The organism is Geobacter sp., from assembly GCF_027327745.1.
Classification (GTDB): Bacteria; Desulfobacterota; Desulfuromonadia; order Geobacterales; family Geobacteraceae; genus Geobacter.
In genome coordinates, this window is record NZ_DAHVYG010000041.1 from 1 (window position 1) to 12,428 (window position 12,428).

Genomic DNA, 12,428 nt, shown 5'->3' on the forward strand with positions numbered 1-12,428 from the left:
TGGGATGATGAACTCGTCGAGAGCTTTGGCGTTTTTCTCTCTGTGGGCGCTCTTGGAAACACCGTAGCGTAATTCGGAGAGGGTTATGGAGGAAATGCCGATGTCGCCGATCTGGTACTCCAGAAAACGATCAAGTACGGCCGCCGGCCGTTGCTTGATGATGTAAATGCAGATATTGGTGTCGAGGAGCAGTTTCATCAGAAACTCTCCCGCTTGTCCAGTTCAGGTTGTATCCGCTCGGTCATGAAGTCGCGGGAAAATTTTTTGAGGCTGCCGAATAGGGAATTCCACGAATCGGTCCGGGGAATCAACTGAACGACGTTGCCGCTTTTCTTGATAAATACCTCGCTGTCGTCGAAGCCTAATTCGTTCGGAAGCCTGACAGCCTGGCTTTGTCCATTTTGAAATATTTTTGCAGTTTTCATGATAGGCCTCCACGATAATATATATTTGAAGTATATATTTCAGTTCTTTGGCTGGCAAGTGAAAATTTCAACAGCGCTGAGAAAATGAGATCCCGACAAGGCCTGCAGGCCATAAAAGTGACGACATTTCAAGCTGAACGAAACGAGGTGCTGATGAAAACGGTAAGATTCGTTGTGTGCTTCATGGTGATGCTCCTCTCCCTCCCGGTCTTCGGCGCCGGCCTGGAGGAGCGGGTGCGGGAGCATACCCTGAAGAACGGGATGAAGCTCCTGATGGTGGAGCGCCACACCTCCCCCACGGTGGCGGCCTGGATCCGCTTCCGGGTCGGCAGCGTGGACGAGCGGAGCGACGAGCGGGGGGTGGCCCATCTCCTGGAGCATATGCTCTTCAAGGGGACCAAGACCCTCGGGACCACCAACTATGCCGCCGAGAAGCCGGTCCTGGACAGGATCGAGAAGACCGCCCTCGCCCTCACCGCTGAAAAGGCAAAGGGGGACAAGGCGGATGCGGCGAAGGTGGCCGAGCTGTCGAAGCGGCTCAAGGAGCTGGAGGCCGAGGGGGAGAAGTTCGTCGTCAAGGAGGAATTCGCCGAGATCTACGCGAAGAACGGCGGCACCGGCTACAACGCCATGACCGGCAAGGACGGGACCACCTACCTGATCAACATGCCGTCCAACAAGCTGGAGCTCTGGGCCGCCATTGAGAGTGACCGGATGCAGAACGCGGTGCTCCGCGAGTTCTATACCGAGCGGGACGTGGTGATGGAGGAGCGGCGCCGCTCCTACGACACCGAGCCGGGGTCGAAGCTCTGGGAGGAGTTCGTGGCGACCTCCTACCACGCCCACCCCTACGGCCAGCCGATCATCGGTTGGCCCTCCGACATCGCGAACCTGACCCGGACCAAGGCCGAGAAGTTCTACCGGGAGTACTACAAGCCGAACAACGCCATCATCGCCCTGGTGGGGGACATCGACCCGGAGAAGACCATCGCCCTGGTGGAGCGGTATTTCAGTTCCATCCCGCCGGGAACCCCCGTTCCTCCCGTGGCGACCATCGAGCCGCCGCAGGTGGGGGAGCGACGCGTCGAGGTGATCGCCGCCGCCGGTCCCGAATTTCTCGTCGGTTTCCACAAGCCGACCATCGGCTCCCCCGACGACTACGTCTTTGACGTGATCGACATGGTCCTCACCAGCGGCCGTACCTCCCGCCTCTACCGCAAGCTCGTGGTGGAGAAGCAGCTTGCCACCGAGGTCTCCAGCTTCTCGGCTCCGGGGAGCCGCTACCCCAACCTCTTCGTCGTCGCCGCCACTACCCGGGCGCCCCACACCGTGGCCGAGGTGGAGCAGGCCATCGACGAGGAGCTGGAGCGGCTGAAAAAAGAGCCGGTCTCCGGGCGGGATCTGCAGCAGATCCTCAACAAGCTGGAGTACGAGGAGAACCGCCAGATGCTCTCCAACGGGGGGCTTGCCCGCAACCTGACCGAGTACGAGGCGGTGGCCGGCACCTGGCGCTACCTGATCGAGCACCGGAAACAGGTGGCGAAGGTGACCCCCGACGACGTGATGCGGGTGGCGAAGAAGTACTTCACCCGCGAGAACCGGATCGCCGGGTTCATCACGAAAAAGGCCGAAAACTGAGCCTGCGCTCCCCGATTATCCAAAAAATCAGTCAGCCACAGAGTTCACAGAGAACACAGAGAATAAACAAAACGTTGCGAAGGTCTGGCCATGCTGATTTTTCTTAACCCTCTGTGATCTCTGTGCCCTCTGTGGCAGAAAATGCCGTTATTTACTCAACGAGGATAACCGATGAATATCGTGAAACGATTCGCACTCATTTTTCTTGCCGCCGTTGTTCTTCCCGCCGCCGCCCTGGGGGCGGAGCCGAAGCGGGCCGACCCCCGCACCATGACCTTTGCGCCGCTGAAGTTCGAGGTGCCGAAAAGTCAACGGGCTGTCCTCTCCAACGGCATGATCGTCCACATGATTCCCGACCGGGAGCTGCCGCTGGTGAGCATGACCGCCTACGTGAACATCGGGAGCATCTACGAGCCGGCCGACAAGGTGGGGCTTGCGGGGCTCACCGGGGCGGTTATGCGCAGCGGCGGTACGAAGGAGCTAACCCCCGACCAGCTTGACCGGGAGCTGGAATTCATGGCCTCTTCAGTGGAGTCGAGCATCGGCGCCGAGATGGGGAACGTCTCCCTCTCCTGCCTCACGCGCAATCTCCCCCGGACCCTGGAGCTCTTTTCCCAGGTGCTGCGCACCCCCGCGTTCAGAGAAGATCGGGTGGAGCTGGCCAGGAAACGGACCATCGAGGCGCTGCGCCGCCAGAACGACGACTCTAAGGAGATCGCCGACCGGGAGTTCCGGAAGGCGCTCTACCCGAACCACCCCTTGGGCCGCGTCCCGACCGTCGCGACGGTGACGGCGATCACCCGCGACGACCTGGTGGCGTTCCACGACCGCTACTTCCACCCCAACAACGTGATCCTCGCGGTGGCGGGGGATTTCGATCCGAAGGAGATGATCGCGCTCCTGGAGAAGGTCTTTGGCGGCTGGAAGCGCGAGGCGGTCGACTCCCCCGCCGTCCCCGAGCCGGCGAAGGAGGTGAAGCCAGCAGTTCTCGAAGCCCAGAAGGATGTGAACCAGTCGGCCATCCGGATGGGGCACCTCGGGATCGACAAGAGCAATCCCGATCTCTACGCCATCCGGGTCATGGACTACATCCTCGGCGGCGGCTTCACCTCGCGGCTCATGACCGAGGTCCGTTCCAACGAGGGGCTCGCCTACAACGTCTATGCCGCCTTCGACGTGGGGCGGCGCTTCATCGGCACCTTCGAGGCCCAGACCGAGACCAAGAGCGAGACCACGGCCAGGGCCATCGGCCTCATGCGCGACATCATCGCCGGCATGACGAAGGCCCCGGTGAGCGACCAGGAACTGACCCTCGCCAAGGACGCCATCATCAACTCGTTCATCTTCGGCTTCGCCCGGGCCGACGTGGTGGTGAACCAGCGGGCGCGGGTGGAGTTCTTCGGCTACCCCGACGGCTATCTGGAGAACTACCGCGCCAACATCGCCAGGGTGACGAAGGATGACGTCCTGCGGGTGGCCCGCACCTATCTCCACCCCGACGGGATGGTGACCGTCGTGGTGGGGGACGAGAAGAAGTTCGACCGGCCGCTGTCGGTATTCGGTCCGGTCAGGGAGATCAAGCTGGAGAACAATGCCGATAAACCTTAGAACAGCAGAAATAGGCCGTCCGAGCGGAGCAGGGCTTCCGGCAACTGCCGAATATGATAAAGGAGGGAAATGATGGCCACTTGGAAATGTTCGACCTGCGGCTTCACCAAGGAGGGGCGGTGCAAGCCGCAGAAATGTCCCCAGTGCCAGGAGAAGGGGAACTTCGAGAAGCAGGAGTAGAAACGGCAAAGGGCGGCCCCATGGGCCGCCCTTCGTCATATCGCCGCAGGAGTCAGTCGGACTTAGGAAATCGTCGCGAGAATTCGGCTGGTCGAGGGCAGATTTTGTCGATTTTGCAGGTCAATAGTTATTCTATTGACCAAGAAAGCGGCGAAATATGGACCGGCCAGACGGATTTGCAGCAGATTTATCCTAAGTCCGACAGGCTCCTTAGAGGAAGGAGAGTTCCTGCCGGACCCCTTCGGGCTCGGCGGAGTTGAGTTCGAGGATGCTCCGGAGATGGGTCATGGAATCGAGGTCTATTCTTACGATCTTCACCCCAACGTGGGTCCCCCGCACGTGGGCGACCTGCGCCTCGAATTCGAGGACGACCATCGAGTTTGCGAGGGCGATGGAAACCGAGCAGGGGTCCCCCGAGGCGAGGGACGAAGATTCGTCCAGGTTAAGCAGCGCCCCCTTGAGGGATAGATCCAGCAGTGTTGCCTTCAGTTGCTGATCGTCTTTGACGATGAAAGACTCGGTGACGAACGAAACCCGGCGAAACCGCCTCTGCTCTCTTATTTCCATGGCACCCCCCGTTGTGAGAGCAACTATAAAATGGATTCAGGGCAGGCTCAACGTCTTTTTGATGAATAATATTTAAAGTTTACGGAGTGGGACCACGTCGGAACTTCGGCAAGAGAGATGACTGGACCGGCGGCGTTGCGCCTGATATGCTTTAATACCTCTGCCTGCTGGGAGGGGTAACGAGACGGTGAGGAAGGATCCACGATGGAAAACGAAACCGACGAGAGAAAACGGTCGCACCTTCGGCTGGTGGTGAATAACCCCGAGCTGCGGAATCCGCGTCCCGCGCCGGGGGAGGAGCCGTTCATCCCCCTTGAGGAGCTGGAGGCGAACATTGAAGTGATCCGCCCCGATTTCTACCGGGGACTGGGGCGCTGGCAGACGAAGCACTACGAATTCCTGGAGCGTTATCTGGACCGCACGGGGGTTCCCTACGGTCTCGATCCGAGGCACGGGCGGCTGGTGGTCGTGGCGGCCGACGCCGTCTGCCCCGAGGTGCTGGAGCATGGCGGTACCCCCCAGGACGAGATCCTCCTCTTTGTCGCCGAAGATCCCGAGGGGGAGGGGGGGCGCATTTCCCTGGAGATGATCCTTCCCTTCTGGAGCGACGACGACAGTGTCATGGAGGATGCCCTCCTCACGGCGCCCATCCTCCCCTACGGCGCCCTCTTTCTGGAGGAAAACCGCAACGACGAGTACCTCGACCTGATTTACCGGGTTGCCTTTCCCCTCTTCCCCGCCGCCCTGACGGGGCGGCTCCTGGACAAGCTCTTCGCCGTGGCCCGCTTCGAGCTGCGCGAGACGCTGGTGAGCCTGGACCGTTATCCGGCGGAGTAAGGTCGTTCTACAGGGTGACCCCCGGCAGGGGGCGCAGCGGCTTCTCGCGCCGCTCCTGGCAGTCGACGCAGCACGGGGCGAAGGGAACCACCGCCAGACGCTCTTCGGGAATCACCCCGCCGCACTCCTCGCAGGTGCCGTAGGTCCCCTCCACCAGCTTGCGTTCCGCCTCTTCCATCTGGGTCAGTTCCTCCCGCCGGATGTCGGTCACCTTCAGCCCGGTATCTTCGATGAGATCGATCAGGCTTTGATCCCCCGGATCCATCCCCCGGTCGAACTGGGCGTTGTACTCCTTTCCCAGCGTCTGGAACAGCTCGTTCCGCAGCTCGTTCCAAAGCGTGCGCTTCCGTTCGAGGAGAATCCCCTTCAGCCGCTCCTGGCGTTCCTTTTCTGACATTGACCCCTCCCTGTCGTGCTGGTGATCTCCGCCACGGGTAATGCGGGAGTATCCTTTACTGTTCGATTGTACACCATCGCAACGGCGTCGCAATCGCAGGAGAGAGAGGTCTCCCCCTCGTTCGCTCCACCAGCCTGAACTGACCCACGAGTTGCTCCAGCTCCCGGGCGAGCCGGGCGCCATCAGGGAGGGGTTTAGCTGTTTTACGGATTGGATGGAAAAGATTTTCAGAGCCCCTGACGGTGGGGTGAGCCGGCTTCTTGTTGTTTCCCCTCTTCTTCGTCGTGCCGGCGGTGCGTTTCAAGCTCCCGGCGCAGGCGCAGGCGGGTCGGCAGGGTTGCCAGCCAGGCGGCGGAAGCCCCGGCCAGAAAGGTTATGAGCAGGACGACCACCAGGGGCCCTTCGAAAAACCAGGCGAGAAACGTCACCTGCACCTTCTGGGCGTTCTGGAGGGAAAAGATCATCGAGACGAGGGCGATGAGGGCGGCGATGAGGATGGCAGGGGTCACGGGGGCCTCCTTATGGTGGGATGGTGCTCTCCGCTAAGTATAACCGGTGCACGTAGCCCGTGCCAGCCGCGCCGGCCCGTTCCGTGCAGAAGAGGTGGACATGCGCGAAACTGTTGAACCGGGTGCCTAATTCTTAGTCATTTTTGGGGGGAGAGGGTATGATCGCAGTCATCCAGAGCGACCCCGAGGTGCCGGCGGGAACTTGCGCCGAACACCTAGAGTCGGAAAAAATCCCGTTTCGGATCTTTCAGGCGTGGGAGGTGGAGAGGGTGCCGCCGCCCCTTGAATTTCGGGCCGCCCTGGTGCTCGGCGGGGTGATGGGGGTCCACGATACGGCGCGGCACCCGTTTCTGCTTGAAGTCAAGCGTTTCATCCGGGACGCGGTCGACGCGGGGGTGCCGTTTCTCGGCATCTGTCTCGGCGGCCAGCTCCTGGCCGATGTCCTCGGTGCGCCGGTCACTCCCGGCGCCAACGGCGAGCGGGGAACCCTGCCGGTGGTCCTTACCCCCGCGGGGGAGAGCGATCCCCTCTTTGCCGGCATTTCCCGCGAGTTTTCGACGTTTCAGTGGCACAACGACACCTTTGCCATCCCCCGCGGGGGGGTGCTCCTCGCCTCGTCGCCGGCCTGTCCGAACCAGGCGTTCCGCGTGGGGAAGGCGGCCTACGGGCTCCAGTTCCATCCCGAGGTGACCGCCGCCATCGTCGGCGCCTGGGCCGGCTGGGACGGGGAGGACGCCCGGGCCGCAGACCGCTTTATCGCCGAGTTCGAGGCCGGCGCCGTTTCCTACCGTGACGCCTCCCGGCGGCTCTTCGCCAACTTCCTCCGTATCGCCGGCGCCGTCTGACGCTTCCCTGCGGGGCTCTTGGCGTCTTTCGTGGCACGGCTTGTGCTATCCCTGAGTCATATTCGAACTCTGTCGGCAATGGCGCCCCGGAACGATCGTCCCGGGGTTTCGTCTTTTCAGGGGAAGGAGCCAGACATGGAAAACGCGGCCAGACAACCGATCATCATCGACGACACCACGCTGCGGGACGGCGAGCAGACCGCCGGCGTGGTTTTCAGCAAGAAAGAAAAGATTGCCATCGCCCGGATGCTCGACGGCATCGGGGTCCAGGAGCTGGAGTGCGGCATCCCGGCCATGGGGGAGGAGGAGCGCGATTGTATCCGGGCCCTCGTGGATCTGGGGCTCAATGCCCGCCTCATCACCTGGAACCGGGCCGTGGTTCCGGACATCCAGGCGAGCATCGACTGCGGGGTGACGGCGGTCGACATCTCCCTGTCGGTTTCCGATCAGATGATTGCCCATAAAATACGCAAGAGCCGGGAGTGGGTGAAGGAGCAGCTGAAGGTCGCCCTCGGTTTCGCCAAGGAAAAAGGGCTCTACGTCTCCGTCGGCGGCGAGGACGCGAGCCGCGCCGACCTCCTGTTCCTCGTGGAACTGATGGAGATCACCCGTTCCCTGGGGGGGGACCGGTTCCGCTTCTGCGACACCCTCGGCATTCTCGACCCCTTCACCATGTACGAGAAGGTCCGGGCGCTGCGGACGGCGGTGCCGGAGGTCGACATCGAGGTCCACACCCACAACGACCTCGGGATGGCGACCGCCAACGCCATCGCCGGGATCAAGGCGGGTGCCCGCTTCGTGAACACCACCGTGAACGGTCTCGGCGAGCGGGCCGGCAACGCGGCCCTGGAGGAGGTGGTGATGGGGCTCAAGCTTGCCTGCGGCATCGATCCGGGAATCGACACCCACCGCTTCCACGAGATCTCGCGCTTTGTCGGGAGGGCCTCGCAGCGGCCGGTCCCACCGTGGAAGGCGGTGGTGGGGGAGCGGGTCTTCTCCCACGAGTCGGGGCTCCACGCCGACGGCGTTATCAAGAACCCGAGGAACTACGAGGGGTTCGATCCGGCCGAGGTGGGGCTCACCCGGCATCTGGTGGTCGGCAAGCACTCGGGGACCAGCGGCCTAGTTGAGCGTTACCGCGAGCTCGGCATCGTCCTCTCCAGGAAGGAGGCGGTCTGCCTCATGGAGCAGGTGCGGGCCATTGCCCAGCGGATGAAGCGTCCCCTCTCCGACGGCGATCTTCGCAGACTCTATGCCTCGGGGAAATGTGCGTTGAAGGCGGCCTGACGGCGGTGAAATTGCCATGAATCTCCGAAACGAGGGAGCACCATGAAGAGACGAATCAATCTTTTGCGGGAGTTTTCCGTACCGCTGCTCGCGGGGGTAGTCCTAGCGCTTGCCTGGGCCAACCTCGACCCGGCCGGCTATGACGGCTTCCTCCATCGCCCGTTCCTGGGGCCGTTCACGTTTCATTTTCTGACCAACGACATCTTCATGGTCTTCTTCTTCGGGATCGCCGCCGTGGAGATCACCCAGAGCTGTCTTCCCGGAGGGGACCTCAATCCCCCCCGCAAGGCGGTCAATCCGCTCCTGGCAACACTGGGGGGGGTGGCCGGTCCCGCCCTGGTCTATCTGGGACTCAATCACCTGATCGGTTCCGCCGAGCTCGCCCGGGGGTGGGGGATTCCCACCGCCACGGACATAGCGTTCGCCTGGCTGGTGGCCCGGCTCGTCTTCGGGAGCGAGCACCCGGCGATCTCTTTTCTCCTGCTCCTCGCCGTGGCCGACGACGGCATCGGGCTCGCCATCATCGCCCTCTTCTACCCCGACCCCCATTCCCCCGTGGAGCCCCGCTGGCTTCTGCTGCTGCTGGGGGGGATGCTCCTTGCCTACGTTCTGCGCCGCTGCCACGTACGGAACTACTGGCCCTACCTCCTCGCTCCCGGGATCATGAGCTGGTTCGGGCTCCACCGGGCCCACCTCCATCCGGCCCTTGCCCTCGTCTTCATCGTCCCTTTCCTGGTGCCTGCCCGGCGGGAGAAGATGCATCTCTTCGAGGACGACCCCGGGGACAGGTCGCCGCTGGCCCGGTTCGAGCACGAGTGGAAGGTGGTGGTCGATTTCGGGATGTTTATGTTCGGCCTTGCCAATGCCGGCGTACGGTTTTCATCCGCCGGCACCATAACCTGGCTCGTCTTCATGGCACTGCTCCTCGGCAAGTGCGGGGGAATTTTCCTCCTCGGAAGCGTGGCGGAACGATTCGGGTTTCCTCTGCCGCACGGCATGCGGAAAAAGGAGCTCTTCGTCGCCGGGATCATCGGCGGTTTCGGTTTCACCGTCGCCCTCTTCGTCTCCGGCGAGGCCTTTGTCGACCCGGTGATCCAGGGTGCAGCGAAAATGGGGGCGATGATGAGCGCCGCGGTGGCAGTGGTGGCTCTCGGAGCCGGGAGGGTGCTCGGTGTTGGTCGGGCCTCCTGACGCATCTGCGCGTCGGAAGGCATGGGTGCATAAAAAATGATCAGAAAGGGGGTGCCGGTGGCACCTCCTTTTGCGTTTGGGGTGGGGACGCGGAAGGGGTGATTCTCTAATTAACGGGAAACACTGGGTAAACAGGGAGAAGGGTAGACTGGCATATTTCCTGCTAAATTGTGGCAGATTCGGCGGCACAAGGGTGTGCCCGGCGATGTTTCGAACACCGGTTTCAGGTCAGGCAACGGCGCCTCCATCAAACCTTGATGGGGGTGTTTTTTATTTCGGTGGAAAGGGGGGTATGATGAAAGGGTAGGCAGGTGTGGCAGCACCAGGCAGTAGCTGAAGATTCTCAAATTTTATTACAAAGGAGTATGGTTATGAAAAAGACAACGAAGATTTTTGCCCTGGCAATGACGCTGATCGCTGCAACAACCGGTACGGCCCTTGCCACTCCCTCGACCCAGATCTGGATTCCCTCCACCGACGTTCAGGCATACAAGACCGTCCACCTCGGGATCGACAACTATATCCGCACCTCGAAAAACGGTCCGGCAAGCAACACCTTCGACGGCGGGATCACCGTCGGCGTCCTCCCCTTCGAGAAGCTGCAGCTGGAAGTCGGCGGCGACTACATGGAGACCGGCACCAGTTCCCCCGCCGACAGCAGCCCCTTCTACTTCAACGCCAAACTCGGGACCCCCGAGGACTCCCTCTTCAAGGGTTCTCCCGCCCTGGCGGCCGGTGGCTACAACTTTGGCACCAAACTCGGCGTCACCACCCAAAACATCTCCTATGTCCTTGCAGCCAAGACCCTCCCCGCCTTCGGAGCCGTCCCCTCCCTCGGCAGGATCTCGGCCGGCTACTACCACGGCAGCGGCAAGGTGCTGGTGGACCGCGACGGCAAGGCGGCCAACGACGGCGTGCTCCTCTCCTGGGACCGGACCATGAGCGAAATCTCCGACAAGCTCTGGATGGCGGTCGACTACCAGAGCGGCAACAGCGCCGTGGGCGCCCTCAACTTCGGCATTTCGTGGGCCTTCTCCAAGAACGTTTCCCTGATCGTCGCCTATGACATCTACAACGACAGCTACACCGGCGGCAAGAACACCGTTACTACCCAGCTTGACATCAATATTCCGTAATACGGAGATCAACCCAACGGTTAATGCGATGAGGACCAGGGGCAACGGAGCCCCCTCACCGAGCCAAGTTGAAAGGAGTACAAAGTGAGAGAGCTCTATCGGAAATGGACCACCATCCTCTGTTCCTGCCTCATGGTGCTGATCCTTGCCCTCCCGGCCCTAGCCGAGGAGAAGCCGGCCGAAAAGGCCCCTGACCAGGCACCTGCCGGTGCACCGGCCGCACAAGCGCCGGCGGCCGTTGCACCGGCTCCCCCCGCCGCGCCGGCGCCCGCACCTGCGGCGACGACCGACCCTTCCGGGGCCAATACCGGCGTAGCTGGCGACATCGTCGGCGGCTCCGCCAACGCCCCGACCCAGGAAGACTTGGACAAGCTCGGCAAGACCGAGCCGCTGGCCGCAAAGGTGGCAGACGTCGTCGGCCACAACCGAATCTCCATCAACATGGTCTGGACCCTGATCTGCGGCTTCCTCGTCATGTTCATGCAGGCAGGCTTCGCCATGGCGGAGACCGGTTTCACCCGGGCGAAGAATGCCGGCCACACCATGGCGATGAACTTCATGGTCTACGGTCTTGGCCTCCTCGGCTACTGGATCTGCGGCTTCGCCCTGCAGATGGGCGGAGTTGGCGGTGTAGCTGCGCTGGGTGGTGCAAAGGCGCTGAACAGCGAGTTTGTCATCCATCTCTTCGGCAAAGATTTCGGCCTCTTCGGCATGAAGGGGTTCTTCCTCTCGGGCGATGTCTATGACGCATCCATCTTCGCCTTGTTCCTGTTCCACATGGTCTTCATGGAGACCACCGCAACCATTCGTACCGGCTCCATGGCCGAACGGTGGAACATGAAGTCGTTCTTCGTATACGGCTTCTTTGTCTCCGGCATCATCTACCCACTCTATGCCAACTGGGTCTGGGGGGGAGGCTGGCTTGCCACACTCGGCGCTAACTTCGGGCTTGGCCACGGCCATGTCGACTTCGCCGGTTCTTCGGTCGTCCATCTGACCGGCGGGGTCTGCGCCCTTGCCGGGGCCATGGTGATCGGACCGCGGATCGGCAAATTCAACAAGGATGGCTCCCCCAACCCGATCCCCGGACACCACATTCCGATGGCGGTCGTGGGCTGCTTCATCCTCGCCTTCGGCTGGTTCGGCTTCAACGCCGGTTCCACTCTGGCCGGCACCGACCTCCGGATTGCCGTAGTCGCCACCAACACCATGCTGGCCGGTGCTGGCGGGGCCTTCTCGTCGTGGGTCTTCATGTGGATCCGCTACGGCAAGCCCGACATCTCCATGAGCGCCAACGGTCTGCTGGCCGGGCTCGTGGCGATTACCGCGCCCTGCGCCTTTGTAACTGCCCCTGCGGCGGTGCTGATCGGCCTGATTGCCGGCATCCTCTGCACCGTCAGCGTCTTCTTCGTCGAGCGGGTCCTGAAGATCGACGATCCGGTCGGCGCCGTTTCAGTGCACGGCACCAACGGCGCCTGGGGGGTCCTGGCCCTCGGGCTCTTCGCCGACGGCAAATACGGCGACGGCTTCAACGGCGTCAAGGGCCCGGTGACCGGGCTGTTGTACGGCGATTCCGGCCAGTTCATCGCCCAGTGCATCGGCACCCTGACCAACATCGTCTATGTCTTCATCATCTCCTGGGTCTTCTTCAAGGTACTCGACAAGGTCATCGGCCTCCGGGTCCCCAAGGATCTGGAACTGGAAGGACTCGATCAGGCCGAAGTGGCGGTCACTGCCTATCCCGACTTCAACCTCCGTCATCTTCCGTTGGGGGGCGGACACTATCCCCACAAGCCTGAATAAGTCGG

General features: G+C 62.0%; 14 protein-coding genes. 9 read left to right on the top strand and 5 right to left on the bottom strand.

Features of this window, described 5'->3' with window-relative positions:
* Positions 1-198 (bottom strand): PIN domain-containing protein (locus M6689_RS08585; protein WP_298270304.1); only part of this gene is annotated, 198 nt, incomplete at its 3' end.
* Entirely contained in the window at positions 198-425 is a 228-nt protein-coding gene (vapB, locus tag M6689_RS08590; RefSeq protein ID WP_298270306.1) for an antitoxin, read from the bottom strand. The genes M6689_RS08585 and vapB, both read right to left, overlap by 1 nt.
* Before the next feature lie 153 nt (positions 426-578).
* Between vapB and M6689_RS08595 the strand changes: the two genes are divergently transcribed.
* From M6689_RS08595 to M6689_RS08605, 3 genes are all read left to right on the top strand, one after another.
* On the top strand, positions 579-2,063 hold the full coding sequence (locus M6689_RS08595; protein WP_298270308.1) for a pitrilysin family protein: 1,485 nt from the start codon (positions 579-581) through the stop codon (positions 2,061-2,063).
* Between the two features lie 171 nt (positions 2,064-2,234).
* Positions 2,235-3,671 (top strand): pitrilysin family protein, encoded by a 1,437-nt coding sequence (locus tag M6689_RS08600; RefSeq protein WP_298270310.1) that lies wholly within the window; start codon positions 2,235-2,237, stop codon positions 3,669-3,671.
* 72 nt (positions 3,672-3,743) lie between these two features.
* Complete coding sequence (locus M6689_RS08605) at positions 3,744-3,851, top strand: RCKP-type rubredoxin-like domain-containing protein (protein ID WP_004514523.1); 108 nt, start codon at positions 3,744-3,746, stop codon at positions 3,849-3,851.
* 210 nt (positions 3,852-4,061) lie between these two features.
* Here the strand turns inward: M6689_RS08605 and M6689_RS08610 are convergent, their stop codons facing one another.
* Positions 4,062-4,418 (bottom strand): PilZ domain-containing protein, encoded by a 357-nt coding sequence (locus tag M6689_RS08610; RefSeq protein ID WP_298270319.1) that lies wholly within the window; start codon positions 4,416-4,418, stop codon positions 4,062-4,064.
* Positions 4,419-4,622: 204 nt separating this feature from the next.
* Between M6689_RS08610 and M6689_RS08615 the strand changes: the two genes are divergently transcribed.
* The gene (locus M6689_RS08615; RefSeq protein ID WP_298270322.1) at positions 4,623-5,255 is read left to right on the top strand and encodes a hypothetical protein; all 633 of its coding nucleotides are present in this window, start codon (positions 4,623-4,625) and stop codon (positions 5,253-5,255) included.
* Positions 5,256-5,262: 7 nt separating this feature from the next.
* Here M6689_RS08615 and M6689_RS08620 read toward each other — a convergent pair whose 3' ends face one another.
* The gene (locus M6689_RS08620; protein ID WP_298270324.1) at positions 5,263-5,652 is read right to left on the bottom strand and encodes a TraR/DksA family transcriptional regulator; all 390 of its coding nucleotides are present in this window, start codon (positions 5,650-5,652) and stop codon (positions 5,263-5,265) included.
* Between the two features lie 227 nt (positions 5,653-5,879).
* On the bottom strand, positions 5,880-6,161 hold the full coding sequence (locus M6689_RS08625) for a lipopolysaccharide assembly LapA domain-containing protein (RefSeq protein WP_298270326.1): 282 nt from the start codon (positions 6,159-6,161) through the stop codon (positions 5,880-5,882).
* A gap of 158 nt (positions 6,162-6,319) precedes the next feature.
* On the opposite strand from M6689_RS08625, the gene M6689_RS08630 reads away from it, so the two are divergent.
* From M6689_RS08630 to M6689_RS08650, 5 genes are all read left to right on the top strand, one after another.
* Positions 6,320-7,006 carry a type 1 glutamine amidotransferase gene (locus M6689_RS08630; protein ID WP_298270327.1) on the top strand — a complete coding sequence of 229 codons (687 nt, stop codon included), beginning with the start codon at positions 6,320-6,322 and terminating at the stop codon, positions 7,004-7,006.
* A gap of 135 nt (positions 7,007-7,141) precedes the next feature.
* Positions 7,142-8,293, top strand: a complete 1,152-nt coding sequence (gene nifV, locus M6689_RS08635) for a homocitrate synthase (protein ID WP_298270329.1) — start codon at positions 7,142-7,144, stop codon at positions 8,291-8,293.
* A gap of 42 nt (positions 8,294-8,335) precedes the next feature.
* A complete protein-coding gene (locus M6689_RS08640; RefSeq protein ID WP_298270331.1) occupies positions 8,336-9,484 on the top strand; it encodes a Na+/H+ antiporter NhaA in 1,149 nt (382 codons plus the stop codon).
* A 371-nt stretch (positions 9,485-9,855) separates the two neighbouring features.
* Positions 9,856-10,620, top strand: coding sequence for a hypothetical protein (locus tag M6689_RS08645; protein ID WP_298270334.1), 765 nt, complete (start codon positions 9,856-9,858; stop codon positions 10,618-10,620).
* 84 nt (positions 10,621-10,704) lie between these two features.
* Positions 10,705-12,423: an ammonium transporter gene (locus M6689_RS08650; RefSeq protein WP_298270336.1), complete on the top strand. Its 1,719-nt coding sequence runs from the start codon at positions 10,705-10,707 to the stop codon at positions 12,421-12,423.
* Positions 12,424-12,428: the final 5 nt, after the last annotated feature.

Bases quoted from the DNA above. Each gene is read 5' to 3' on its own strand.
- vapB (WP_298270306.1), bottom strand. From the start codon at position 425: ATGAAAACTGCAAAAATATTTCAAAATGGACAAAGCCAGGCTGTCAGG.
- M6689_RS08595 (WP_298270308.1), top strand. From the start codon at position 579: ATGAAAACGGTAAGATTCGTTGTGTGCTTCATGGTGATGCTCCTCTCC.
- M6689_RS08600 (WP_298270310.1), top strand. From the start codon at position 2,235: ATGAATATCGTGAAACGATTCGCACTCATTTTTCTTGCCGCCGTTGTT.
- M6689_RS08605 (WP_004514523.1), top strand. From the start codon at position 3,744: ATGGCCACTTGGAAATGTTCGACCTGCGGCTTCACCAAGGAGGGGCGG.
- M6689_RS08610 (WP_298270319.1), bottom strand. From the start codon at position 4,418: ATGGAAATAAGAGAGCAGAGGCGGTTTCGCCGGGTTTCGTTCGTCACC.
- M6689_RS08615 (WP_298270322.1), top strand. From the start codon at position 4,623: ATGGAAAACGAAACCGACGAGAGAAAACGGTCGCACCTTCGGCTGGTG.
- M6689_RS08620 (WP_298270324.1), bottom strand. From the start codon at position 5,652: ATGTCAGAAAAGGAACGCCAGGAGCGGCTGAAGGGGATTCTCCTCGAA.
- M6689_RS08630 (WP_298270327.1), top strand. From the start codon at position 6,320: ATGATCGCAGTCATCCAGAGCGACCCCGAGGTGCCGGCGGGAACTTGC.
- nifV (WP_298270329.1), top strand. From the start codon at position 7,142: ATGGAAAACGCGGCCAGACAACCGATCATCATCGACGACACCACGCTG.
- M6689_RS08640 (WP_298270331.1), top strand. From the start codon at position 8,336: ATGAAGAGACGAATCAATCTTTTGCGGGAGTTTTCCGTACCGCTGCTC.
- M6689_RS08645 (WP_298270334.1), top strand. From the start codon at position 9,856: ATGAAAAAGACAACGAAGATTTTTGCCCTGGCAATGACGCTGATCGCT.